The 22,533-nt window shown below is 38.2% G+C and carries 19 protein-coding genes and 1 riboswitch; of the genes, 9 read left to right on the forward strand and 10 right to left on the reverse strand.

Annotated features, from left to right (window positions below; translation table 11 throughout):
- Window positions 1-168: 168 nt before the first annotated feature.
- Window positions 169-1,350: a formimidoylglutamase gene (locus J7E57_RS00300; RefSeq protein WP_215129495.1), complete on the reverse strand. Its 1,182-nt coding sequence runs from the start codon at window positions 1,348-1,350 to the stop codon at window positions 169-171.
- Window positions 1,351-1,421: 71 nt separating this feature from the next.
- Here J7E57_RS00300 and J7E57_RS00305 point away from each other — a divergent pair, with 71 nt between their 5' ends.
- Window positions 1,422-2,384, forward strand: a complete 963-nt coding sequence (locus J7E57_RS00305) for an NAD-dependent epimerase/dehydratase family protein (protein ID WP_215129497.1) — start codon at window positions 1,422-1,424, stop codon at window positions 2,382-2,384.
- Window positions 2,384-3,685, forward strand: coding sequence for an HAD-IB family phosphatase (locus tag J7E57_RS00310; RefSeq protein WP_215129499.1), 1,302 nt, complete (start codon window positions 2,384-2,386; stop codon window positions 3,683-3,685). The genes J7E57_RS00305 and J7E57_RS00310 overlap by 1 nt, the downstream gene beginning before the upstream one ends.
- A gap of 502 nt (window positions 3,686-4,187) precedes the next feature.
- Here J7E57_RS00310 and J7E57_RS00315 read toward each other — a convergent pair.
- The gene (locus J7E57_RS00315) at window positions 4,188-5,477 is read right to left on the reverse strand and encodes a voltage-gated chloride channel family protein (protein ID WP_215129501.1); all 1,290 of its coding nucleotides are present in this window, start codon (window positions 5,475-5,477) and stop codon (window positions 4,188-4,190) included.
- A 19-nt stretch (window positions 5,478-5,496) separates the two neighbouring features.
- Window positions 5,497-5,559, reverse strand: a riboswitch (Fluoride riboswitch).
- A gap of 64 nt (window positions 5,560-5,623) precedes the next feature.
- On the opposite strand from J7E57_RS00315, the gene J7E57_RS00320 reads away from it, so the two are divergent.
- Both J7E57_RS00320 and J7E57_RS00325 read left to right on the forward strand, forming a co-directional pair.
- The gene (locus J7E57_RS00320; RefSeq protein WP_215129503.1) at window positions 5,624-6,589 is read left to right on the forward strand and encodes a tryptophan 2,3-dioxygenase family protein; all 966 of its coding nucleotides are present in this window, start codon (window positions 5,624-5,626) and stop codon (window positions 6,587-6,589) included.
- Between the two features lie 144 nt (window positions 6,590-6,733).
- Window positions 6,734-7,798, forward strand: a complete 1,065-nt coding sequence (locus tag J7E57_RS00325; protein WP_029274480.1) for a branched-chain amino acid aminotransferase — start codon at window positions 6,734-6,736, stop codon at window positions 7,796-7,798.
- Between the two features lie 190 nt (window positions 7,799-7,988).
- On the opposite strand, the gene J7E57_RS00330 is transcribed toward J7E57_RS00325, so the two are convergent.
- The 5 genes from J7E57_RS00330 to J7E57_RS00350 all read right to left on the reverse strand — a co-directional run bounded on the left by J7E57_RS00330 (window position 7,989) and on the right by J7E57_RS00350 (window position 13,569).
- Window positions 7,989-8,450 (reverse strand): DUF4920 domain-containing protein, encoded by a 462-nt coding sequence (locus J7E57_RS00330; protein ID WP_215129505.1) that lies wholly within the window; start codon window positions 8,448-8,450, stop codon window positions 7,989-7,991.
- 325 nt (window positions 8,451-8,775) lie between these two features.
- Window positions 8,776-10,152 carry a DNA repair protein RadA gene (radA, locus tag J7E57_RS00335; RefSeq protein ID WP_215129507.1) on the reverse strand — a complete coding sequence of 459 codons (1,377 nt, stop codon included), beginning with the start codon at window positions 10,150-10,152 and terminating at the stop codon, window positions 8,776-8,778.
- Between the two features lie 396 nt (window positions 10,153-10,548).
- A complete protein-coding gene (locus tag J7E57_RS00340; protein WP_029274483.1) occupies window positions 10,549-12,099 on the reverse strand; it encodes a ribonuclease E/G in 1,551 nt (516 codons plus the stop codon).
- Between the two features lie 279 nt (window positions 12,100-12,378).
- Complete coding sequence (locus tag J7E57_RS00345; RefSeq protein ID WP_215129509.1) at window positions 12,379-13,257, reverse strand: tetratricopeptide repeat protein; 879 nt, start codon at window positions 13,255-13,257, stop codon at window positions 12,379-12,381.
- Window positions 13,258-13,266: 9 nt separating this feature from the next.
- On the reverse strand, window positions 13,267-13,569 hold the full coding sequence (locus J7E57_RS00350) for an HU family DNA-binding protein (protein WP_025143406.1): 303 nt from the start codon (window positions 13,567-13,569) through the stop codon (window positions 13,267-13,269).
- 169 nt (window positions 13,570-13,738) lie between these two features.
- Here J7E57_RS00350 and mutY point away from each other — a divergent pair, with 169 nt between their 5' ends.
- Window positions 13,739-14,800 (forward strand): A/G-specific adenine glycosylase, encoded by a 1,062-nt coding sequence (mutY, locus tag J7E57_RS00355; protein WP_215129511.1) that lies wholly within the window; start codon window positions 13,739-13,741, stop codon window positions 14,798-14,800.
- A 56-nt stretch (window positions 14,801-14,856) separates the two neighbouring features.
- Complete coding sequence (locus J7E57_RS00360) at window positions 14,857-15,294, forward strand: single-stranded DNA-binding protein (RefSeq protein WP_029274486.1); 438 nt, start codon at window positions 14,857-14,859, stop codon at window positions 15,292-15,294.
- A gap of 144 nt (window positions 15,295-15,438) precedes the next feature.
- On the opposite strand, the gene J7E57_RS00365 is transcribed toward J7E57_RS00360, so the two are convergent.
- Both J7E57_RS00365 and J7E57_RS00370 read right to left on the reverse strand, forming a co-directional pair.
- Window positions 15,439-16,866, reverse strand: coding sequence for a DUF4270 domain-containing protein (locus tag J7E57_RS00365; protein WP_215129513.1), 1,428 nt, complete (start codon window positions 16,864-16,866; stop codon window positions 15,439-15,441).
- A 22-nt stretch (window positions 16,867-16,888) separates the two neighbouring features.
- The gene (locus tag J7E57_RS00370; protein WP_251029742.1) at window positions 16,889-17,713 is read right to left on the reverse strand and encodes a glycogen/starch synthase; all 825 of its coding nucleotides are present in this window, start codon (window positions 17,711-17,713) and stop codon (window positions 16,889-16,891) included.
- A gap of 149 nt (window positions 17,714-17,862) precedes the next feature.
- Between J7E57_RS00370 and panC the strand changes: the two genes are divergently transcribed.
- From panC to J7E57_RS00385, 3 genes are all read left to right on the forward strand, one after another.
- Entirely contained in the window at window positions 17,863-18,708 is an 846-nt protein-coding gene (gene panC, locus J7E57_RS00375; RefSeq protein WP_215129517.1) for a pantoate--beta-alanine ligase, read from the forward strand.
- A gap of 94 nt (window positions 18,709-18,802) precedes the next feature.
- A complete protein-coding gene (panD, locus tag J7E57_RS00380) occupies window positions 18,803-19,153 on the forward strand; it encodes an aspartate 1-decarboxylase (protein ID WP_029274491.1) in 351 nt (116 codons plus the stop codon).
- Between the two features lie 4 nt (window positions 19,154-19,157).
- Complete coding sequence (locus J7E57_RS00385) at window positions 19,158-20,138, forward strand: lysylphosphatidylglycerol synthase transmembrane domain-containing protein (RefSeq protein ID WP_215129519.1); 981 nt, start codon at window positions 19,158-19,160, stop codon at window positions 20,136-20,138.
- A 10-nt stretch (window positions 20,139-20,148) separates the two neighbouring features.
- Here the strand turns inward: J7E57_RS00385 and J7E57_RS00390 are convergent, their stop codons facing one another.
- A complete protein-coding gene (locus J7E57_RS00390) occupies window positions 20,149-22,527 on the reverse strand; it encodes an outer membrane beta-barrel family protein (RefSeq protein ID WP_215129521.1) in 2,379 nt (792 codons plus the stop codon).
- Window positions 22,528-22,533: the final 6 nt, after the last annotated feature.

A 22,533-nucleotide genomic window follows, 5' to 3' on the forward strand; every position in this document is an offset into this window, starting at 1 on the left:
TTTTTTCATTGGTGATAAAGCTATCATGATTTGTTGATTTTACTTTGTGATATTGAAAATCATGATGGTTTCATGAGGTTAGTTTAATCTTGTCCAAATATAGAAATCTGTACCGCTAAAACGTAAATAGCTGTGTAAAATTATGATAGACTGTTTCAGGGATAGCTTTTAGTTCAGCTTTTGGTAGGTTCTCCACCATAAATCGGGCATTTCGCCATTAACAGCAGTCTGGTAATCATCATATCTGCAAGGCACAAGGTGGTAACGCTCGTTTTTAGATTGTCCCGAAGGGTAAGGGACCTGCATCCACCAGCGGTCTGATTTTTTGCTTTTCACAAACATCATTTCTCCCGAACCGTCTTTTAAACTGGTTCGATAGATCATAAATTGTGATTTCGGTGTTAGCGGAAAATCCTTTTTTCGGGCATAAAATCCATCAACAAAATACCATACCATTTGAGCAAGTAAGAAGGCCGTTTGTCCATTATTGTCATAGGCCGGATTAAACTCGTAAAAACCAATTGAGGTCAACTTATCATTCATGCCAGCATAACGGGCAATACGACAGGCTTCTTCGCCATCAAAACCATTTGGCGTGGTGTTCGCATTTGCTGCGGCATCTGCAGAACGGATAGCGCCCATGTCAAAGCTAATCATGTTTGCATTACGGATAATGGGCTCTGTTAGGGTAATGTCCTGAGCAAATTCACCCAAGCGGTGTACATCAAAATATAATTTATCCATCACGCTCAAACTTTCTTGGTTTACAAAATAAGTTTGATAACCCACATTGCTAAAATTGAAAAGGTAATTGGGCTGGTGCAGGAAAATTTTGTTCAGGTAACAGTCCGAGCGGGTAGCAATTCCTTCATTGTCGTCATCGCCAATGTCAAATTGGTTATCTATAACCACCAGATCTACTTTTTGCTCTAAATCTTCATAACCCAGGTATTGGCCATAAGTTAAGTCTTGTCCACCGCCAATAATGATTGGAATAATGTCTTTTTTAATCAGTTCCGAAACCACCATCTTGATGGCAATGTAGGTATCGCCAATGGTTGCGCCGTGTTTAATATTGCCTAAATCGATAATCCTGCTATTAAAAGCACCTTCGTTGAGTTTATAAAATTTCTCTCTAAAATAATCGGGTGCCAGGGCAGAGCCTTCATTGTTAACGGCGCCTCTTCCATCAAGTACCCCAAAAATTGCCAGATCGTAGGTGTGCTCCTCAAAATCGGGGAACGATTCGGTGTAAATCTGCGCTTTTAACCCCAGCTGACTTGTGAAAAATCCTTGCTTGGGTGTAAAACTATCAGGGTTTATAGGGGAAAAGAAATCCGTTAATGACATATATTTAAAACTCTCGGCTCAAATATCTATTTTTGAATGCGTATTTCCACATATAGCTCGAAAAAAATAAAATGATACTGGTAACCGGAGGAACTGGATTTTTAGGATCTGAATTAATTAAGCAGTTAACCGATAGGGGTTTAACTGTTCGGGCCTTGAGGCGGAAGAAATCTAAAATCCCTTCACAAATCCAGAATATCCCACTCATTGAATGGTTTGAGGCTGATATTAACGAGCCTTCTGCATTGGAAGATGCCTTTATCGGGATTACCAAAGTTTACCATTGCGCAGCTTTTGTGTCCTTCAACCCAAAAGATAAAAAGCAACTTTTCCATGTAAACATAGAAGGAACCTCGAACATTGTAAATCTTTGTGCCGAAAATAGTTGCCGTTTATTGCATGTAAGCTCAGTTGCTGCGTTAGGAAATGCCAAAAAGGGTAATAAAATTACTGAAAAAGACTTTTGGGAATATGATGCCAGAGCACACGCCTACGGTTTATCGAAATACGAGGGTGAGATGGAAGTTTGGCGGGGCATTACTGAAGGTTTAGACGCTATCATTGTTAACCCATCGGTAATTATCGGTAAAAATGCGGGCTTTGAGGGGAGTGGAGCAATTTTTAAACTGATAAAAGGTGGTTTTCCCTTTTACACCGATGGGGCTTCTGGTTTTGTAGATGTTGAAGATGTGGCCAAAGCGATGATCTTGTTAATGGAGGCGGAAGTTTCGGGAGAACGGTATATCATTTCTGCCGATGATTATCATTATAAAGATCTGTTCAGCGAAATTGCACAGGGTTTTGGCGTTAAAGCACCAAAAAGAGAGGTAAAACCATGGATGCTCGGAATAGCCTGGAGGGCGCTAAAATTTGCATCCATATTCACTGGTAAACAACCTTCCATCACTAAAGATGCTGCAAAGAGCAGTTTAACCTTAAGTTATTACAATAACAATAAAATAAAAACGGAAACTGGCATTACCTTTAAGCCGGTTGCCGAAAGCATAAAAGAAATTACCCAACATTTAAGATAATGCCCAAACAGAAAGCCTATTACATCATCGATTTTGACAGTACCTTTACACAGGTAGAAGCACTTGATGAACTTGCACGAATTTCGCTAAAGAACCACCCAGATAAAGAGGCGATTTTTCAAAAAATTGAAGATTATACCAATTTTGCCATGGAAGGAAAACTTTCCTTCTCCGAAAGTTTAGCACAACGTGTTAAGCTTCTAGAAGCTAACGAAGATCATTTAAAACAACTCATCAAACATTTGAAAAAGAAAGTGTCTACCTCTTTTTCGCGTAATGCTGAGTTTTTTAAGAAACATGCCGATGAGGTGCTGATTGTTTCTGGCGGATTTAAGGAATTTATTACTCCTGTAGTGAGCCAATACCACATTAAAAAGGAAAATATTTATGCCAATACCTTTGTAACCACTGGCGATGGTAAAATTATAGATTATGATCATACCAATCCTTTAAGTGAAGAGGGTGGCAAAGTAAAATTACTTCAGCATTTAAAGCTCGAAGGCGAACTATTCGGTATTGGCGATGGATATTCTGATTTCCAGTTGCGCGAAAGCGGTATCATCAATAAATTTTTTGCATTTACGGAGAATATAGCCCGTGAAAGTATTGTTTCGAAAGCTGACCATGTAACACCAAGCTTCGACGAGTTTTTGTACGTAAACGATCTGCCGCGTGCAATTTCTTATCCTAAAAACAGAATCCTTTGCCTGGTAATTGGTGAAGTTGATCCCTTAACGATTTCTATCCTTAAAAATGATGGTTTATCAATTAGGCATAAAACTTCTTTTGAAGATAAATACGTAAAGGATGTGGGAATTATTCTTTTAGCTGATGGCGAAAAAATAAATAAAGAACAGTTAAAAAACGCAGCTAAACTAAAAACTATAGGTTATTTAGGTAATACGAAAAATAAAATAGATCTCGATTTATGTACCAAACAAGGTATTGTTGTTTTCGATGACCCTAAAAATAATCCACGTAATATCGATTTTATCCCGAAAAGGGTTGCCGATTTTATGAATACTGGAGCAACTTATTTGAGCAGTAATTTCCCTAACTTACAATTGCCAAAAATTGAGAAATCGCATCGCTTAATTCACATCCACAAAAACGTTCCGGGTATTATGGCGAAAATCAATACTGTTTTTGCCACGCACGACATTAACATTGTGAGCCAGTTTTTAATGACCAATCCTGAGATCGGCTATGCCATTACCGATATCAATGCAGAATACGATAAACAATTGTTTAAATCGCTTAAAAAGATCGAGCATACCATAAAGTTTAGGGTGCTGTACTAACCAGTATCGTCATTTCGAGGGGTAATTTATTTTATAAAAATCAATATGAATGACGTTGAAATTTCAGGCGGTATATAATTCCCCTCTTTTAGAGGGGTGTCCGCAGGACGGGGTGTTTTATTTGTCCTAGCCGGACGGGCGTCTTTCTTTTTGGTGTCAAAAAGAAACAAAAAACACCGGCTGAAAATTTTTCTTTTGAAGCTAGTGGGTTGGCTTGAGCAGTGCGGCCCGAAAAATTTGTTAGGCCGGATTTAAGTAGAACGGGGATAGCAGTGCTATGGCCTAGCTGGACGGGAATGCGAAAGCGATTAAAGTGCTGATTAATAATAGTTTGTAAAATAACGTCAATGGTAGCGGAGCGCAGCGTAGTCGAGAAATCTATATTAAGATCTCTCTCCCGAAAGTTCGGGACTGTGCTTCAGTCGAGATGACGACTTTTCCACACTCATATTCGTTCCCGAACGGTGTAATAAAGTACTTCAAACGATCTTTATCCTAATACCTACCTCAAAAACTGATGCCTCTTCAACAACAAATGCTTAGGTGTACCTATCGTTTGCGACCGATAAATTCCCGTATGGCCTGAAAATAAGTAAGCAGTAACACAGGCTAAGGCGATATAAATTCCCGATGAGGTACCAAATAGCTCTACGCCCATAAAAATACAAGCCAAAGGGGTGTTCGCTGCCCCTGCAAAAACAGCCACAAAGCCCATTCCCGCCAACAGTCCAAGAGGTAAGGGGATAAAGAAACTCAAAAAACTACCCAGTGTGGCCCCAATAAAGAAAAGTGGAGTAACTTCGCCGCCTTTAAACCCTGCACTCAGGGTAAATGCTGTTAAAAATAATTTGATCGCAAATGTATAATACGCTTCTTGTTGAACAAAGGATTCTGAAATAACCGGAATGCCCAAGCCGATATATCGTGTATTTCCGATCAGGTAAATAATGCCAATTAAAACTAGTCCACCAATAAATGGCCTTAATGGTGGGTATTTGATTTTACTGAAAAGACTTGATAAACCATGGTTTAAGGCCGAAAAAGATCTCGCCACCAGTCCAAATAATATTCCAGCACCTAAGGATAACAGTAAATTGATCGAATTCATTTCCGGCACCAGAGAAATGGAATAGTGGGTATGCCCAACACCCCAGCTTTTGCAGGCATAATCGGCAATAATTGCTGTAATAAATGAAGGAAGAATCGAACTGTAGGTTAAACTTCCAATAACGAAAACTTCCAATCCAAATACTGCACCTGCCAAAGGTGTTCCGAAAACAGAGGCAAAGCCAGCAGCGATCCCGCAGATAAGGATCACTTTTCGATCTCTGGCTTTAAGTTTAAACAGTTTCGTAAACTGATCGGCAAAGGCTCCTCCAATTTGCACAGCTGTACCCTCTCTTCCAGCCGAGCCGCCAAATAAATGGGTAATAATCGTGCCTGCAAAAATGAGTGGCGCCATAATCAGCGGAATCACATTTTTGGGCGATTGTAATTCTTCAATTAAGAGGTTGTTGCCCTTTACAACGGCTGCACCCCAGTAATGGTAAGCTAGGCCAATGAGTATACCCGCAATTGGTAAAAAGGCAATAATCCAGAGGTGCTGTTCACGGTAATTGGTTGCCCAGTTTAAAGTTTCTAAAAACAGGGCAGAGGCAGAGCCTATAATCCCACCCAATATTGCAGAAATCAATAGCCACTTTAATGTGCTGATTAAGAGTAATCCGAAGTCGAGTTTAATAAAATGTTTAATAGACAGAAGAAATCCTTCTGTTAGTTTTTTAACAGGCATTTGCATTCAATTTTAAATAAAAATCGTAGGAGTCATCAGCCTGTTTGGGCGGTTTTGGCGGTACTCCATCGCCATTGTCCCAAATGTATAAAATTTAGTTATTTGTTGCAAAATCTTTATCACCTTTGTGCAGCTAACTTTAAACCATGGATTTCACACCCGAAATAAAAGACAAATTACATCAACTGCAAGAAAAGTATACGGCAATGGGGCAAGATATGGCATCGTACCTCGATGGGCTCTTATATGCCGATTTCTTAACCTATTGGGACTACATTCATTTGGATACTTTACTGAGCTTACAGAATCCTAAAACACCAATTCCGGATGAAGAGATTTTCATCATGTACCATCAAATCACGGAACTTTATTTTAAGCTTGCACTGCACGAATGCAGGCAGATTGCTGAACATGAAAATTTAACTGCCGAATTTTTTACTGCACGCGTAAAACGGATCAACGCTTATTTCAATGCCTTAACCACTTCTTTCGAGGTGATGGTTGATGGTATGGAGAAAGAGCAGTTCCTGAAATTCCGCATGTCGTTATTGCCTGCCAGTGGATTCCAATCTGGCCAGTACCGGATGATCGAGATCTGTGCTACAGATTTTATCCAATTGGTAGATAAAAGCAAACGCGAAGAACTAAGGACTGCAACAATAGAAGAACAATTCGAAAATATTTACTGGAAATTCGGTGCAACCGAGCTGTCTTCAGGTAAGCAAACTTTAACCTTAAAGCAATTTATTAAAAAGTATGCTGCTCATTTTCTACAACTGGCTAAAGATCGCACTTTAACCAATTTTTCAGCTTTATACCATCAATTGCAAGCGAATGGAGCCGATGTTTCTGCCCTTGCAGAGGAGTTGCGTAAGTTAGATTTGTATGTAAATGTAGAATGGCCTTTATCGCACTACAAATCGGCCGTACGTTATTTGGAGAAAGATCCGGTTGATATTGCAGCAACAGGTGGAACCAACTGGCAAAAGTATCTGCCTCCGCGTTTTCAGAAGAGAATCTTTTATCCGTTCTTGTGGACCGGTGAGCAAATAGAAGAGTGGGGTAAAGGTTGGGTGCTTAGTGTACTTAAAACACTTAAAAACAAAGATTAATATTGCAAAAAGCTATTAAAAAAGCCTGTTTTTTCTTAATTTGCGCGAAATAATTAATGACAGAATGAGCGAATTATTGAAAAAGAGAATGAGCGGTAAAACACTCAGCCATTCGATTATTCACCCATTCAAAATTCAAATACAATGACCGAGACATTAGATATAAAAATCACCAAAGCAGCGCAAACACGTTTGGCTGTTACTGATTTTTCGCAATTACCGTTCGGTAAGGTTTTTACCGATCACATGTTTACTGCCGACTACGAAGATGGCGAATGGAAAAATTTACAGATTCTTCCTTATGGCCCAATTCCGATGAGCCCGGCAATTTCTGCACTTCATTACGGACAGGCGATTTTCGAAGGATTAAAGGCTTACCGCCAACCAGATGGTAAAATTAGTGTTTTCCGTGCTGATAAAAACTTCGAACGTTTTAACAAATCAGCAGCCAGAATGTCGATGCCAGGTATTCCTGAAGAAATTTTTATGCAAGGTTTGGCCGCATTAATCAATGTTGATGAGAAATGGGTACCTAATCAAGAAGATTATGCTTTATACATCCGTCCGGTTATGTTTGCAATGGACCCTTATTTGGGCGTTAAGGCATCTGATACCTATAAATTTGCTTTGTTAACTACACCAACTGGTCCATATTACAGTAGTGCACTTAAGGTTAAAATTGAAACTGAATTTACGCGTGCAGACGAAGGTGGTGTAGGCTTTGCCAAGACTGCTGGAAATTACGCACGTTCACTATATCCTTTCGAGCAAGCTAAAAAAGAAGGTTACGATCAATTGATCTGGACAGATTCGGTAACGCATGAGTTTATTGAAGAAGCTGGAACTGCCAACTTACTTTTTGTAATTAATGGCAAATTGGTTACACCGTCAGTACGCAGTACTGTTTTGGATGGTGTAACGCGTGATACTATTATTAAACTGGCTAAAGATGCTGGAGTAGAAGTTGAAGAACGTAGGGTTTCTGTTAAAGAAGTGATTGAAGGAATTGAAAACGGAAGCTTAACAGAGGCTTTTGCCGCAGGAACTGCAGCTACAGTAACACATGTAGGCGAAATGGGCTATAATGGTCAGAGCTATAAATTGACCGACCCATCTACAAGACATATTTCTAATGGCATTGCTAAAAAATTAAACGATATCCGTTACGGTTTAGCACCTGACGAATTTGGTTGGAACTGGGTTTTATAATTTGGAAACCATTTAAAAGTAACCCCGATGCAGAATATGCACCGGGGTTATTTTTTGTTCCGTTTTTCAGTTCGTCATGCTGAATTTATTTCAGCATCTTTCTTTGCCGCCATTAAGACCCTGAAATAAATTACCTTCGGTGAGCTCGCTAAGGCTCGGTTCAGGGTGACGACTAACTATTGGAGATTAATTATTTATCCAAAATCACTACGCCTTTAGCTTCGAAAGCCAATTCTTTTTTAGGATCGGTAATTTTGGCCACTTCTTCAGGAGATTTTTTAGCGTCTTCCGCGTAGTGGCGTAAAGTTTCTACCGAGATGGTTTGTTTCTTTGCTAATCCATCCAAAACTACTTTTTTGCCCACAATGTCCATCGGCATAAAGAACGCATAATCTTTAAAAGTTACCCGCATTGGATCGCCATTAGGCATTTCTAAAGTCATCCAGCAGCCCTTTTTCTTACACACATCTACCACCTTGCCTTCGATTTTCATATCGGCAATTTTTTTATCCCCCATGGCAGCTTCCATCTTTGCAGCAGGTTTTACATCGCCTGGTTTAACTTCTCCAAATTTTTGACCAGTGTATGCGCTTTGAGCAAATGAAAATGCTGTAAATAGGCAAAAGCCCAAGCTTAGAATGATTTTTTGCATGGTTTTATAATTATCCGGTTAATGATCTAATCAAAGTTATTTAAAATTTTTCATTAATAATGAAAACAAAAAATCCCCGCTAACATCCATTAACGGGGAAAATCATCCCTATAATTGCAAATCACATTTTATGATGTACATTTAAATTGTTATAGGCAAACTAGAATCCAAAAGTTTAATTTTTGCTTTGGTTGTAGTTAATGTCTTTGTATACAGGTAGTTGTTGTTTTTTTTGCCGGATTACTAATATTCAATGATGTTGTAGGAGTGTAGAATATTATCTTCTTTCTGTGGAAATTTGTTGAGCTGTTTCCCCACCTTTTATCTATCCAAAAACAAGGCTGAACACTTCTTCTATCTTACTTACTGCTTTAATCTCAAGGTTGTATTTGTTTGTATCAATTCCTTTCAAGTTGTATTTAGAGATGTAAATCGTTTCGAAACCTAATTTGTCTGCTTCGGCAATACGTTGTTCGATTCTGTTTACCGCCCTAATTTCTCCCGATAGGCCTACTTCTGCGGCGAAACAGTTTTTTGAAGAAACAGCGATATCCTGATGCGATGATATTATGGCAATTAATACCGCCAGGTCAATTGCAGGGTCTTCAACTCTAATTCCGCCGGCGATATTTAAGAAAACATCTTGTGTACTTAATCTAAAGCCACAGCGTTTTTCTAAAACAGCTAAGAGCATATTCATCCTTTTGGTATCGAAACCTGTTGCTGAGCGTTGAGGAGTTCCATATGCTGCCGAACTCACTAAGGCCTGTGTTTCAATCAACATCGGCCTGGCACCCTCTAAGGTTGCGGCTATGGCGATTCCGCTCAGCTCTTCATCACGTTGTGAGAGCAAGATTTCTGATGGATTGGAAACTTCTCTTAAACCACTGCCCTGCATTTCGTAGATCCCGAGTTCTGCGGCTGCACCAAACCGGTTTTTGATGGATCTTAGGATGCGATAAACGTGGTGCCTGTCGCCTTCGAACTGTAAAACCGTATCAACCATGTGCTCGAGTATTTTAGGCCCTGCAATAGCGCCATCTTTGGTGATGTGGCCGATAAGGAAAACAGGTACGCCGGTTTCTTTTGCAAAACGCAATAATTCGGCAGTACATTCCCTTACCTGCGATACGCTGCCTGGTGTTGAATCGATATGAGCGGAGTGCAAAGTCTGAATAGAATCTACAACTAAAATTTCAGGTTCAAGAATTTCGACCTGCTTAAATATATTCTGTGTAGAAGTTTCTGTTAAAATGTAACAGTTGGACGAGGGGCTTTCCTGAATCCTTTCTGCCCGCATTTTAATCTGTTGTTCGCTTTCTTCACCGGAGATATAGAGCAGTTTTTTGCCCTTTAAATTTAAAGCCAGTTGCAACGTCAAGGTCGATTTCCCGATACCCGGTTCACCGCCGATGAGCACTAGCGATCCTTCTACCAATCCACCACCTAAAACGCGGTCCAATTCTTTATCGCCAGTTAATATTCTACGTTCAGTTGACGATTGTATTTCATCAACTTTGCTTGGTTTGCTTAATTTGCGGCTAGTAGTATCGCTTTTCCAGGTTGGGACAGAAGCGGAGCTTTTCTCTACAATTTCTTCTACAAAGGTATTCCATTGGTTACAAGACGGACATTTACCTAACCATTTTGCCGATTCGTAGCCACAGCTCTGACAGAAAAATGCACTTTTTGATTTTGCCAATTGATTAAAATTTTAGATTACGAATTTAACCTTTCAGGATTGAAAGTGTTTTTATTTTTTTGAACAATTAATCGTTTGCCCGAATCGCGTTTACGTTAAACCTCGCAGGTTTTCAAAACCTGCGAGGTTTGAAACATCACTATAAAATGCAGAGCCATTGTTGATAAACCTGGATAGAACGGAAAGCCCAGAGCGAAGAATGAGTGAGGACTTGGAGGGATAGCAGGACTAAGTGGCCAAAACGCACAGGACAGTTGTTTTCCAAAAATATTGACCACCTAAGTCATCTGAGCACAACTTAGTGAGGCACTTAATTAATATTTTGGGTTTGAAATGCACTTAAACAAAAAAGCCCAGATTTAAAAAATCCGGGCTTTCTGTTAAATGTGTTTTGAGTTATAATTTAATCTCTTCATCTTTTGCGGAGATGAAGTGAAACTCGGTTAAGTGATACGATGATTGTGCCTTAACTTTAATCCATTGGCCGTATTTAAAGAACCAGCGGCGTTGAAGGTTGAAAATGCCTTTTGTAATATAAGCTTCTATGTATGGGTGTACGCAAAGGGTTACACCTTTTTCATTCTGCTCTCTTAAAATATAATTAAGGTTGTTCTCAATATCATCCATTAAAACGATACTCGCTTTAATTTCTCCGGTCCCATCGCAGGCCGGACATTTTTCTACCGTAACAATATTCATTTCCGGACGAACACGTTGTCTGGTAATCTGTACCAAACCAAATTTGCTTGGAGGCAAAATAGTGTGTTTGGCTCTATCCAATAACATCAGCTCACGCAAATAATCGAATAGCATTTTACGGTTTGTTGGTTTGTGCATATCGATAAAATCGATTACCACAATACCGCCCATATCGCGCAAGCGCAATTGACGGGCAATTTCTTTGGCCGCCTCTTTGTTTACCTGTAAAGCATTCTCTTCTTGATTTTCTTTACTGGCAGTACGGTTTCCACTATTCACGTCTATAACGTGGAGTGCTTCAGTATGCTCTACAACAAGGTAAGCACCGCCTGGTAAGTTTACTGTTTTTCCGAAAGCGTTTTTAATCTGCTTTTCTACACCAAAATGATCGAAGATAGGTTCTTTCTGTTTGTATAGTTTAACGATCTTTTCCATTTCGGGAGAGATGTCGTGAACATAAGAACGGATATCATCGTACAGCTCTGGCGTACTCACGTAAACGTTTGTAAAATCAGGGTTCAGAATATCACGGATTAACGTTGATGATCTGTCCATTTCTCCCCAAACTCTTTTTGAAGGTTCGGTAGATGGCATTTTTTTAATGAAATTTTCCCACTTAGCAATTAAATCTAAAAGATCTTTTTGCATTTCGGCAACTCCTCTGCCTTCAGAAACGGTTCTGATAATGACCCCAAAATTTTGAGGTTTAATACTTTCAATAATCTTTTTTAAACGATTACGTTCGGTATTACTTTTAATTTTTTTTGATACAGATATGGTATTGGAGAATGGCACCAGTACCACATACCTGCCGGCAATCGAAATGTCGGAACTTAAACGCGGTCCCTTTGTAGAAATTGGCTCTTTGGCAATTTGTACAGGTAGGAGCATGTTTTTACTGAGCACATCAGAAATTTTGCCAGCCTTGTTAATATCGGCTTCTAGCTTTAAATTATCTAATAATGTGCCTGTAACCGAGCCATTACGCTTGATCTTCGTTAGCTTAATTAAAGATTGCACCTGAGGGCCCAAATCAAAGTAATGCAAAAAAGCATCTTTTTCATAACCAACATCCACGAAAGCGGCATTCAGGCCAGGCATAATTTTTTTAATGCGGCCTAAATAAATATCGCCTACAGCGTAGTTAATATTGATTTGTTCTTTGTGAAGCTCAACAAGTTGTTTGTCTTCAATCAACGCTATGGTAACTCCGGCAGGAGTCGAATTGATAATTAATTCTTTTACCAACAGCTACAGATTTAAGGCTTTCGCCTATTAACAAATGGATAGTAAATAAAAACAGTGATGTAGCCAAAAAGATATACAATAAAAAAATCATATAAATTGTTTAAACCTCATAGTGTTTACTATGAGGTTTAACTGGCTTTATCAAATAAGAAACTATTTTTTCTTATGTCTGTTTTTTCTTAAACGTTTTTTACGTTTGTGGGTAGCCATTTTATGTCTCTTTCTTTTTTTACCGCTTGGCATAGTTTTAAGTTTTAAATGTTTTTATTAATCTGTTAATTAATTTTTATTCTTTAGTTCAGCCACCTTCTTATCAATGAATGAAGATAAGGTTGGGTTAGCCGCTAATTTTTTGCTTGATAGGTAAGCATTTACTGCTTCTTTATTTCTGCCTAAATTTTCTAAAGCTGTTCCTAAATAAAAATAGGCTTCAGGAGTTGGAGCAGCGGCAATTACGGTGTTAAAACGAGGAATTGCTTTATCAAACTGACCTGATTTTATGGAGAACAATCCTAAATTCATATTGGCCTTTACATTTTTAGGTTCTTTAGCAACAACTTCTAACAACATTGCAATACCTTGCATTGGTGCGCCTAAGCCGTTTACTATCGTTACACCTAGGCCTGTTTTAGCTTCAATGTTTGTAGAGTCTTTCTCTAATGCGTTTTTGTAAGATACATTGGCTTTCTGCAATAAAGCAGGTTGCGCTATGCTATCTTGTGTGCTTTCAAAAGCTTTTATAAATTGATTACCGGCAGCTAACCACGATTTTGATGATGGTTCGCCTTCGGCTACAACTTCTAAATACAGTGCAGATGGCGTAATTTGCTCAACATCGTCCCATTTCTGAGCCAGTTGTTTAGCAAGTTCAATCTTCTCTGCGCCATTTGCGCCTTTGTAGCTGTTTTCTAAAGCTGTAATGTCTGTAGCCAAATTCTTATTGATTACATTCTTTGCAGCAGTAGACGAAGTTTCGAGGTTTAGTGCCGATGTAGTTGATGGAGAAGCTGCTCCGGCCATTGGACCACTTGAAGGCATTTTTCCATTTTCTTCCGTTGGTTTAACCAAACCCTTAATGTCTCTTGTAAATAAGAATGCAACAAGCAATACAATCGCTCCAATAACTATGGTTTGTTTTGATCTGATGTTGCTATTCATATATAGGACTTAGGCTTCTACGTTAATTTTTTTTGAATTGCTTTTTACTTTATCAACAAATACTTTTGCTGGTTTAAAGCTAGGAACGAAGTGTTCTGGGATAATTATTGCAGTATTTTTTGAGATATTTCTCGCAGTTTTTTGCGCTCTCTTTTTAACAACAAAGCTTCCGAAGCCTCTAACGTATACATTTTCACCGCCAATCATGCTGGTTTTGATAACCTTGAAAAATGCCTCAACTGTTTCCTGTACATCAACCTTCTCAATTCCGGTTTTTGTTGATATTTCTGAAATAATATCTGCCTTAGTCATATTTTATTATTTATTATATATTATGTTTTAATATTACTACTGTTTTGGGGTTGCAAAAGTATTGCTTTTTAATGAGATAGGGAAATAAAAGATGATTTTTTTATCACTAGACTTATCAGGCAATTGCAAGTTTTTTTTTAATCGGATAAATAGACCGTAATTTGCGGTAATGATATTTCAAAATGAACTCATCAATTGGTACCTGATAAACAAGAGAGATTTGCCCTGGAGGCATACCAATGATGCTTATACCATCTGGTTATCAGAGGTTATATTACAACAAACACGAGTAGAACAAGGACTTCCGTACTTTAATAGGTTTTTAGAGAATTTTCCTACAGTTGCCGATTTTGCCAGTGCTACCGAAGCCAAAGTTTTGAAGCTTTGGCAAGGATTGGGTTATTACTCGAGGGGTAGGAATATGCATGCAACCGCTCAAATTGTGGTGAAAGATTATCATGGAATCTTCCCAAATCTGCATGATGAACTCATAAAATTAAAAGGGATTGGTGAATATACAGCTGCTGCCATTTCCTCATTTTCGTCTGGAGAAGCACGGGCTGTGGTAGATGGAAATGTATTTCGGGTACTCTCCAGGTTCTATGGTTTAGCTACGCCAATAAATAGCCCGGCCGGCAAAAAAGAGTTTTATGCATTAGCAAATGATTTACTCTATAAAGAAGACCCTGCGCTATATAACCAGGCTATTATGGAGTTCGGAGCCATGCAATGCAAGCCAAAATCGCCCAATTGCAGCGTTTGCCCACTTAGTCAGGAGTGTTATGCTTTTAACCTTGGCCAGGTAAATATGCTACCGGTTAAAATTCGCAAAGCCGAACAAAAACACCGGCATATTAATTATTTTGTTTGTTTTGAAGATGAAAAAGTATTGATCAGGGAAAGACAAGCTGGGGATATATGGCAGCATTTATATGATTTCCCTAGCGTGGAAACTACAGAAGAATGCGAGTGGAGCGATTCATTGTTCATCGATCGGGTAAAATCTGTATTCGGAAACAACGCCGATTTTACATTTATAAGAGCCAAAAAGCACATATTAACTCACCAAATAATCCATGTACAATTTTTTGCATTAAAAAATTATATATTTAACTTTAATAAACAAAAGGAACTTAATTGGGTTTCTTTAAGTAAATTAGATGAGTTACCGCAGCCAAAAGTAATCCATGATTTTGTTCTGGAATATTTTTATAAGAACAAAATGGAGTAACTAACCATCTTATTCGGTGCGCACTTAGAAAACGAAACAACTAACCAAAAATATTTATGTCTGGGATTAACAAAGTTATTTTAGTAGGCCATTTAGGCAAAGACCCTGAAGTGCGACATTTAGATGGTGGCGTAACAGTAGCCAGTTTTCCATTAGCCACCTCGGAAACATACAACAAAGACGGTAAAAGAGTAGAACAAACGGAATGGCACAATATTGTGTTATGGCGTGGCTTAGCAGAGGTTGCCTCCAAATACCTTCAGAAAGGCAAACTGGTTTACATAGAGGGCAAATTAAGAACAAGATCCTTTGAAGACAAAGAAAAGGTTAAAAAATATGTAACAGAAATTGTGGCCGAAAATTTTACCATGTTAGGCAGAAAAAGTGATTTCGAGCAAAGTCCAACTACACCAACGCATCAAAGTTCTGAAGCTAAAATTGAAGATGAATTTACAATTGGCCCATCAGATGAAAATGGAGATCTTCCGTTTTAATTAAAGGTTAAAATGAATAAAAAAAGCTACCTGATGAGAGGTAGCTTTTTTTATGCGCTTTATATTTCGTAGCCTTAAAATAATGATACAAAAAAACTCCTGCCAGTTTTGCCAGCAGGAGTTTCTTATGCTACACTAAAATGGTTAATTAATTTTAGTGTAGTAAATATTTAACTTTATCTTATTAGCAGTTGCATCGCTGGCGCCTATAATCGACCTTTCTGCAGATGTAGCGGTAGATGTTCTCTGGAAATCAGTATAAGATGTAGGAGCTAGGAATGTGCCATAATCTTCAACGTTTTTATCAATCAAGCTTTGAACATAACTGGTTACAATAAAAATATAACGTTTCTTTAACGAATCGAAATAACCACCAAAAAGTGCTGCGCCACCAGAAGCACTGCTTGAAAAGGTTGTATAATCAGGTATATCGGCTGGTTGATGTGCAATATCCCAACGATATAAAGAAAGCCGTTGAGCAGCATTAAAAGGATATGCTGGTGCATTTTCACCTATCTCTACAACTAATTCTGCCTTATTGATAATTGCTTTCCCGTAAGTATCCTTAAAGCTTGTCAATGCTGGGAAGCTTAACTTGGTTTTTACACCGGCTAAACCTTGTAAATAGGTAACATTGTATGAAACAGAAGGATTTGGAGTTGTAATCTGCTCCTGTACAGGTGTACCTGTGTAATCGTGTTTAATATTAGCTGCTATACCAGAAACTATATTTGCAGTTTGTGCAGCATTCGTAACCATCTTTCCAATAGGGAAATTTACACTGGTGGTATCTATGCCGCTTGATGAGTTTGTTTTTTTCCAGACCAGCTGTAGGTAAGAGTCAGTTCCCGAAAAATTAAAGAATGCAATCCCTCCAACACCTGTAGAAGATGTTTTATTGATCTGTGCATACAAACCTTTAAACGATTCTATAAACTTAGCATCTGTTGCTGTTCCTGCAGTACCCAGATTAAGTATAGCGTTTTGTATAAATGCCTTGTTTAAAGGAATTCTGATCTGTGCAGGTACGGTTTTTAAAGTATCAGCTTTGCCTGGAACAATAACAGATATTTTCCTTTTGGTATTTGGTGCAAGTTTACCTGTAAAGTTTCCTAAAAGTGTGTTGTTAATCGCTTGTACATCAGAACTTTTATAAGTTGTAACTTTATTGGCTAACTGATAAACATCAATACTGTATTTAGAATTGGTGGTATCGCCATAAAATTTGGTTAGTGTAGATGTTGTATCTAATTTTAATACCAAAACTGCAGAGTCTAATACCGGAGCAGTACCGAAATCTGTGTTAATGATAGGATAAACGGTCATTGCTAAAGCGGCTTCCGTCTTTCCAAAGGTAGGGTCTACCATGTATCCCAATGGATAACGGTTTAATCCGGCGGTGTTGGCAGCGTCTTCTTGTACAAGTTGAGATTTAACAGGAGATACCACCAGCGTTCCGGTAATTGCAGCGTTCGGATCTACATCTAAACCAACACCATCAGGGTTTTTGCACGATGCAAAAAGAAAAAGACCTATCAACAGGGTTAATAAGTCTTGTTTTGTAAATTTCATATTTAAAATAATAATACCTTAATTAAGCAAGTGAAACCAGTTCGTCATTCGAAATTTCTTCATAAAAAGTATAGAAGTTTTCGAAATTCTCGGTTAAGTTAAAAGCTAATGTTGGCTTATTGGAATCTTTAACAAATTTTAACACATCTTTATTTAGGTTTTCATCTGCTAAAACTACTGCATCAGCGTGTGTTATCGCACCAATGTGCATGCTGTCGCAATCAGATGGTAAGAATGCTTTCGTATCATCCTCAGTCATATTGGCCATTACTGCTTTATTCGCGAAATTAGCATTTAATTTCTCTGTAAAGCCATCCTCATAAACAGAATATACTACTTTAGAATTTTTAAAAGTAGGATCATTTTTATAAGTTGTTTTGATATAGGCAGGAACTAATGCACTCATCCAGCCATGACAGTGAACGATATCTGGTGCCCAACCTAATTTTTTAACGGTTTCCAATGCGCCTTTGCAAAAGAAAATTGTGCGTTCATCATTGTCGTCGAAGAATTTCCCGCTTGCATCTCTAAATACTTGTTTGCGTTGGAAATATTCTTCATTGTCTAAGAAATAAACCTGCATGCGTGCAGCTGGGATGGAGGCTACTTTAATAATTAAAGGATTATCGTTGTCATCGATAATGATGTTCATTCCTGATAAGCGGATTACTTCGTGTAAACGATTTCTTCTTTCGTTGATATTACCAAATTTAGGCATCAAGATGCGGATTTCGAATCCTTTTTCTTGCATTGCTTGTGGTAATTGGCGCGTGATTTCAGAAATTTTAGTAAGCTCGAGGAAAGGCGACATCTCGTGTGTAACAATCAGCAGCTTCGTTTTTGCCATCTCCATATTCTAAGAAAATATTAAGTTAAATAAAAGATAATGAGCTGCAAAGGTAAGCATAATAATACTATTTATCAATATAGCAAGCATTTGTTTGGTTTCGTTTAGATTAATTTACACCTTTACGGCTTTAATTTAGTTTGTCCAAATTGGAAATATTTAAAACCAAAGCAGCACTTAAGGCATTTTTAAAACCCTTAAAAGCATCAGGTAAAAAAATAGCACTTGTGCCTACTATGGGTGCCTTGCACAATGGTCACATATCGTTGATAAAACTGGCCCAACAAAATGCCGATGTCATTATCTGTAGCATATTTGTAAATCCAACACAGTTTACAGATCCCAAAGATTTAGAGAAATACCCACGCCCAATCGAACACGATTTAGCCATGCTGGCCGATGCTGGTTGTAACGGTGTATTTATGCCTAATGTAGATGAAATGTATCCTGCCGGGGCCGACGAGGCTTGGCACATTGATTTGGGTAATGCCGAATTTCTGTTGGAAGGCGAATTTAGAAAGGGCCACTATCAAGGTGTAACACAGATTGTAAAAAAATTGTTTGATGCCGTTGAGCCAGATGTAGCCATGTTCGGACAAAAAGATTTCCAACAGGTATTAATGATCAAGAATATGCTGGCTTATTTTAAGCTGCCCATCACCATTATTACCTGTCCGATTATCCGCGAAGGCGATGGTTTAGCCATGAGCAGCCGAAATATCCACTTATCCCCTGATGATCGCAAGCATTCGCTCGTGTTGAGTAAATCGCTACAGTTCGTTATCGATCATTTTAACGAATATTCTCTGTCGGAATTAGAAGATAAGGCCAAAACATTTTACCATAATATTGATGGTGTTGAACTGGATTATTTTACTATTGCCAATGGCGATACATTGGAACCAGCTAAATCAAAACATGAAAATAACCTGATTGCGCTGGTTGCCGCAAAAGTAGGTTCAACCAGGCTGATCGATAATATGATTATTAAGTAAAGTCACGATGTGCGTATCAAGAATCAGAATTTACCGATTTGCGAAACTCCAAACTGATGACTGAAAACTCCAAACTGATTACTAACTTTGCCGAATGGTTATCACAATATTAAAATCGAAAATACACCGTGTTAGGGTAACACAAGCCGAATTGAACTATGTAGGCAGTATTACGATAGATGAAGATTTGATGGATGCAGCTAACATTATCGCTAATGAAAAGGTGCAGATTGTAAATAATAATAATGGTGCACGTTTCGAAACTTATGTAATTAAAGGCGAACGCGGTACCGGAACCATCTGTTTAAATGGCGCAACAGCCCGTTTGGCTCAGCTTGGCGACATTCTCATCATTATGTCTTACGGCTCATTACCAATAGAAGAAGCCAAAAAATACAATCCAATATTGGTTTTTCCTGACGATAACAACCACTTGCTAAAATAACCTTGTGATATTCGACCTCAAAACAGCGCTAAAATATATCATCCTGTTTTTAATCGGGATAGGGGTTTTATATTTAGCTTTTAGAGGTCAGGATTTAGGAAAGATCTGGCAGGAAATTAAAACCGCCAACTACTTTTGGGTAATTACTTCTGCATTTGCCGTATGGATTGCGCATGTATTACGTGCTTTGCGCTGGCAAATGCTGTACAAATCTATTCATTACAAAGTGAGTTTCTGGAATGCTTACCATGCCGTAATAATCGGCTATCTGGCTAACCTTGCTTTACCGCGCTTTGGAGAGATTGGCCGTTGTTCGGTGATTCACAAAGCCGAAAAGGTGCCCATGTTTGCTTCTATAGGTACCGTAATTACCGAACGGCTTTTTGATGTACTGGTACTTTTTCTCACCAGTATAGCCATGGTGACTTTTCAATATGATATCGTTTCCGACTTTTTGTACAATGTCATTTATCTTAACCTTGTTGAAAAATTAGGTGCCATTAATTATTTATGGCTGGTTGGAATTGGCCTTGTTATTCTTTCCTTTATTTTAGTCGCAATCTATTTTCTCCGTCAAAAGTTCAGCAATAAATTCCTGCGGATTTTTGTAAGTCTGCGCCAGGGATTTGGCTCGTACAGTAAGTTAAAACGAAAAGGATTATTTTTAACGTATACACTAGGGATATGGCTTTTCTACTCACTTTCTATGTATTTCGCCTTTTCTTCTATTCAAGCTACTTCGGGATTACATTTTAATGCTGCATTTACAGCTATTGTTTTTTCTGGTTTTGCTATGGCAGCCCTTGTTCAGGGCGGGATTGGTGTTTTTCACTGGATGGTTGCCCAATCACTGGTACTTTATTCTATTTCTTTTAAAGATGGATTAGCTTACTCAACCATTATTCATTCTTCACAGGTTTTGCTCATATTGTTATTGGGCTGTTTGAGCCTCATGCTGATTTTATTTAAGAAACGGAATCGGTAATTAATTTCTTTTAATTGGCCCTATTCTCTTCTTCGCTTTTTTTGTTTTCCCTGGCTTTGTAAGTCGAACTTCCAAAATTAAATGTTAAACTAAAAACCAATCTTTGCGAAGCAAAATAGTGGTAGAAATCGTTGTTGATAATACTTTTCTCCCTGAAAATAAGCCTTCTTTTAATGTTATCGAATGCATCATAAAGCGTAAGTTTAGTGTTGAACCTGTTTTTTAACCAGGCTTTTTGCACACCAAAATCAATTCCGTAAACGGGAGCCATAATATAAAGTCCATTACCGCTTTTCGATTCATAGGTATAACTTACATCCAATACCCAGTTTTTTAAGGTAAAAACCTGGCTACCATTAACCGCATAATTATATATGGGTATTTCATAGGTATTTCCAAAGTAAGGTGTTAGCTCCTTGTTGTAATAGAAGGTGATGTTGTTGTTCATCCGCCACCATTTGTTCATTGTTATGGGGGCGCTTAGCTGTAGATTTGCAAATTTTCTGTGGGGTAGGTTTCTACCCAGAAAAATCAATTCATTAGTTGCCGGATTATATTCAGGATAACGGCCCATTGGATCTGTTTCCTTTCCTGCATTTAGCGAAATATTAAGGCTTTTTATACTATAAGACATCGCGAAAAGACTTGTTGTAGAGGGCTGTAGGTAAGGATTACCTATCCAATAATGTCGTGGACTGTAATAAAAGCGAAAAGGATTTAACATGGCAAAGGTTGGCCTTGTTAATCGTCTGGTATAACTGAAGCTAAGCTGTTCGCTTTCGTTAATGGCATAAGTAATGTTCAAACTTGGGAGCCATTTTATATACTTTTTTTCTATAATACTGCCTGTAGTAATCGAATTGGCTATTGTGTGTGTATGTTCTGCCCTTAAACTTAAGCTGTAATTAAACTTACTCCACTGGCCAATGTAAGAAAGATAGCCTGCGCCAATATACTCTTGGTAGTGGAACTGGTTACTCCGGTTAGGGTCTAAGTTAAAGACATCATTGGCTAATGTATCATAGCGGAGATTGTTCTGAGTGGTTGTATATGCAAATTTTCCGCCCAATTCTAGCTTTCCTTTGCCTATTTTTCGGCTGTAGTCAGTTTGTACCGCATGAATCATTATATTATTTCTGGAGTCTGTTTTCCAGTAATTTAACAATTGATTGTTAAGTATGTTACGGTTCTGGATATCTTCGGTTTGTTGATTGTCTATTTGGGCCAAAGAGGTAATTATGTGAAGTTCGCTATTCTTAAATTGCGCATCGTAATTGATTCCGCCTGAATAATTATGTTGCTTAGGAAAGGCATTATTATCGCTTTTAACAAGCGCAATGGTATGATCTAAACTAGCGGTCTGGGTAAGCAGCTGATTGTCAGATACTGCATTTCTATCCATTTGGTAGGTGCGTACAAAAGCTTCAAGGTTTTGCCCTTTTTTTACCTCATAAGCTACCCTTGCCTGCACATTAAAGTTTTGGTTGGAGGTAATGGTTCTGGTATCGGTATTCATGGCGTTTGTATTGGCTAAATACTGCAAGGAATAATATTTATAAAAGGTGCTCCCAATGGTATTGCCTAACCTTAAGTCGTAAACAAACCGGTTTGTTTTAAGCACCAGGGATAGATTATTTTCCAATAAACTGTAATTGTTTCGTTGAAAACGAGCATTATAGGTACCTCTTAAACCTAAAGAATGGTTTCTCTTCAGTTTTACATCGATAATTCCCTGATATTCTCCGTCATATTTTGATGAAGGCTGGTTAATCATTTCAATCGATTCGACCATATCTGGCGACAAACTGCTGAGGTAGGAAATGATTTCATCATTGTTCATGTTTGCCGGCTTGCCGTCAACAAATAAGGTTGGTGTTGCCCTGCTTGCCATTAAGATTGTTCCATCCTCGTTAACCTGCAAGCCAGGTAGTTTCTTAAACACATCTAACAAATTAGAAGCAGACTTGAAAAACACATTATTGGCAATACCAATTTTAATCTGACCATTTTTTGTGCTAAAATTTGGTACTCCCCCTGTTATGGTTACTTCTTGGAGTAGGTTAGTGTCTTCCTCCATTAAAATGTAGCCCACATCAATTGTTTTCAGGCTGTTCTCATTTATCAATAACTCTTTTTGTGTTTTTTGGTAACCGACTAAAGTAACCGATAAAATGTATTTTCCGTTTGGCAGGTCTCTAAATTCGAAGAAACCGGTGGTGTCGCTATTGGTATATTTGATTAATGCTGGATGGTCTTTGTCAGCCAAAGCCAAATTGGCTAAAGGTATTGCCTGCTTGGTTTTATGGTCAATCAGTTTTCCTTTAATCGTTTGTGCATTTAGAGATAGCGATATAAATAAGAATAGGCATGATAACAATGTCGGTTTCATCTTCGT

The sequence above is a fragment of the Pedobacter sp. ISL-64 genome, from assembly GCF_018613605.1.
GTDB lineage: Bacteria > Bacteroidota > Bacteroidia > Sphingobacteriales > Sphingobacteriaceae > Pedobacter.

Coding starts and splice junctions, on each gene's coding strand:
- J7E57_RS00370 (WP_251029742.1), bottom strand. CDS start 17,713: ATGGCAAAAACGAAGCTGCTGATTGTTACACACGAGATGTCGCCTTTC.
- J7E57_RS00315 (WP_215129501.1), bottom strand. CDS start 5,477: ATGCCTGTTAAAAAACTAACAGAAGGATTTCTTCTGTCTATTAAACAT.
- J7E57_RS00345 (WP_215129509.1), bottom strand. CDS start 13,257: ATGAATAGCAACATCAGATCAAAACAAACCATAGTTATTGGAGCGATT.
- J7E57_RS00320 (WP_215129503.1), top strand. CDS start 5,624: ATGGATTTCACACCCGAAATAAAAGACAAATTACATCAACTGCAAGAA.
- J7E57_RS00365 (WP_215129513.1), bottom strand. CDS start 16,866: ATGAAATTTACAAAACAAGACTTATTAACCCTGTTGATAGGTCTTTTT.
- J7E57_RS00300 (WP_215129495.1), bottom strand. CDS start 1,350: ATGTCATTAACGGATTTCTTTTCCCCTATAAACCCTGATAGTTTTACA.
- J7E57_RS00390 (WP_215129521.1), bottom strand. CDS start 22,527: ATGAAACCGACATTGTTATCATGCCTATTCTTATTTATATCGCTATCT.
- J7E57_RS00305 (WP_215129497.1), top strand. CDS start 1,422: ATGATACTGGTAACCGGAGGAACTGGATTTTTAGGATCTGAATTAATT.
- J7E57_RS00350 (WP_025143406.1), bottom strand. CDS start 13,569: ATGACTAAGGCAGATATTATTTCAGAAATATCAACAAAAACCGGAATT.
- J7E57_RS00310 (WP_215129499.1), top strand. CDS start 2,384: ATGCCCAAACAGAAAGCCTATTACATCATCGATTTTGACAGTACCTTT.
- panD (WP_029274491.1), top strand. CDS start 18,803: ATGGTTATCACAATATTAAAATCGAAAATACACCGTGTTAGGGTAACA.
- mutY (WP_215129511.1), top strand. CDS start 13,739: ATGATATTTCAAAATGAACTCATCAATTGGTACCTGATAAACAAGAGA.
- J7E57_RS00330 (WP_215129505.1), bottom strand. CDS start 8,450: ATGCAAAAAATCATTCTAAGCTTGGGCTTTTGCCTATTTACAGCATTT.
- J7E57_RS00325 (WP_029274480.1), top strand. CDS start 6,734: ATGACCGAGACATTAGATATAAAAATCACCAAAGCAGCGCAAACACGT.
- J7E57_RS00360 (WP_029274486.1), top strand. CDS start 14,857: ATGTCTGGGATTAACAAAGTTATTTTAGTAGGCCATTTAGGCAAAGAC.